The sequence below is a fragment of the Streptomyces sp. NPDC006309 genome, assembly GCF_040613095.1.
Lineage (GTDB): Bacteria > Actinomycetota > Actinomycetes > Streptomycetales > Streptomycetaceae > Streptomyces.
Window position 1 is genome coordinate 1 of record NZ_JBEXRO010000064.1, and the last position, 2,558, is coordinate 2,558.

A 2,558-nucleotide genomic window follows, 5' to 3' on the forward strand; every position below is an offset into this window, starting at 1 on the left:
AACGCCGACTCCACCGCGAACAAACCCGCCTGAGTGAACACCGTCCGATCCAGCAGACCATCGTCACCCGCACCGAAAACCACATCCCGCACCGAGTACTCCACAGCACCCGCAAGCCGCGCATCCAAAGCCGCACACGCCTCATCCAACGCCCGCGCGAACACCGGAAACCGGACATACAACTCCGCGCCCATACCGACCCGCTGCGACCCCTGGCCCGGGAAGACGAACACGGTCTTCCCAGCGACCGCATCCGACCCCGTCACCACGACCGGGGACGACTCCCCCTCAGCCAGCGCGCCCAGCCCCGCCACGGCCTCCTCACGCGAACCGGCGACCACCACCGCCCGCTCGGCCAGGACCGCCCGCCGGGAGACGAGCGCTCCGGCGACGGACGCCGTCGGTGCGTCGGTCCGGCGGACGAACTCCGCCAGCCGGCCCGCCTGGCCGGCCAGGGCCCCGGCGGTGCGCGCGGAGACGATCACCGGCACGACACCGTCGGCCGAGGCCGCCGGCTCGGTGACATCCTCCTCCGCCGCCTGCTCCAGGATGAGGTGTGCGTTCGTTCCGCTCAGCCCGAACGAGGAGACGCCGGCACGGCGCGGGCGCCCGGTGTCGGGCCAGTCGCGTGCTTCCGTGAGCAGTTTTACCGCTCCGGCGGTCCAGTCGACTTGGTGCGACGGCGCGTCCACGTGCAGGGTGGGCGGCAGGACACCGTGCTGCATGGCTTCCACCATCTTGATCACGCCGGCCACACCGGAGGCGGCTTGCGTGTGTCCGATGTTGGACTTCAACGAGCCCAGCCACAGGGGCTCTTCGCGTTCCTTGCCGTAGGTGGCGAGGAGGGCCTGTGCCTCGATCGGGTCGCCGAGGACGGTGCCCGTGCCGTGGCCCTCGACCGCGTCCACGTCCGCCGGGGTCAGCCCGGCGTTCGCGAGCGCCTTGCGGATCACCCGCTGCTGGGAGGGCCCGTTGGGAGCGGTCAGCCCGTTCGACGCGCCGTCCTGGTTCACGGCACTGCCGCGCACGACGGCCAGGACCCGGTGCCCCTTGCGCCGCGCTTCCGACAGGCGCTCCAGTACGACGACACCCGCGCCCTCGGCCCACCCCGTACCGTCGGCCGCGTCCGCGTACGACTTGCAGCGGCCGTCGGAGGCCAGGCCCCGCTGCCGCGAGAACTGGACGAAGGCGCCGGGGCTGGACATGACGGCCGCGCCGCTGGCCAGGGCCAGGGAGCACTCGCCGCCGCGCAGGGCCTGTGCGGCCAGGTGCATGGCGACCAGGGACGAGGAACACGCCGTGTCCACGGTCACCGCCGGCCCCTCGAAGCCGAAGACGTACGACACCCGGCCCGAGGCCACGCTGCTGCCGGCTCCGGTGGTGACGAATCCCTCCAGCTCAGCAGGCACCTCGCCGCCCGAGCCGTAGCCCTGGCCCATCAGGCCGGAGAACACGCCGACGTCCGTGCCCTTGAGGGAGGTCGGGTCGATGCCGGCCCGCTCCAGCGCCTCCCAGGAGGTCTCCAGGAGCAGCCGCTGCTGCGGGTCCATCGCCAGCGCCTCGCGCGGCGAGATACCGAAGAAGGCGGCGTCGAACAGGCCCGCCTCGTGCAGGAAGCCGCCCTGGTCGACGTACGACGTACCGGCCTTGTCCGGGTCGGCGTCGAACAGGCCCTCCAGGTCCCAGCCCCGGTCGTCGGGGAAGCCGGACATCGCGTCCCGGCCCTCGGACACCAACTGCCACAGCGCCTCAGGGCTGTTGACGCCGCCGGGCAGCCGGCACGCCATGCCGACGATCGCGATCGGCTCGTCCGGGTCGGCGAGTGCCGTGGCCGGTTCGGTGGTCGCCACCGACACCGTCTCCCCCAGCTCCCCGGACAGATGACGGACCAGGGCGAGCGGGGTCGGATGGTCGAAGACGACCGTGGCGGGCAGTTTGAGGCCGGTCGCGTCGCGGAGCCGGTTGCGCAGTTCGACCGAGGTGAGCGAGTCGAACCCGGAGTCACGGAACGCCGTGTCCGGTTTGACGCCCTCCGGACCGGCGTGCCCGAGCACGGTCGCCGCGTGCGTGCGGACCAGGTCCAGCAGCAACGCCTCCTGCTCCACCGTGCCAAGCCCGGCCAGCCGGCGCGCGAGATGCCCGGTGTCGTCACCGGCGGTGGCCGCTGCCCGAGCGGTCTGCCGGGGAACCTTGACCAGGCCCCGCAGCAGGGGCTGTACGACGCCGCGCCCGGCAGCCGCGTCGGCGCGCATCGCCCGCAGGTCCAGCTTGATCGGGACGAGCAGCGGGTCGCCGGTGCGCAGGGCCGCGTCGAACAGGTCCAGGCCCTCGTCGGACGCCAGGGTCTGGCTACGGTTGCGGCTCACCCGGGCCTGGTCGGCGGTGTCGAGGTGGCCGGTCATTCCGGTGGCCTGCTCCCACAGGCCCCACGCCAGCGACACACCCGGCAGGCCCGCGGCCCGCCGCCGCTGCACCACCGCGTCCAGATAGGCGTTCGCCGCCGCGTAGTTGCCCTGCCCGGCCGAACCGAACACGCCCGCCGCCGACGAGAACACGAT

General features: G+C 72.9%; 1 protein-coding gene. It reads right to left on the reverse strand.

What is annotated here, in order from left to right; genetic code table 11:
• Positions 1–2,558: beta-ketoacyl synthase N-terminal-like domain-containing protein (locus tag ABZ117_RS34170; RefSeq protein WP_356826694.1), on the reverse strand; the 2,558-nt coding region annotated here is incomplete at both ends.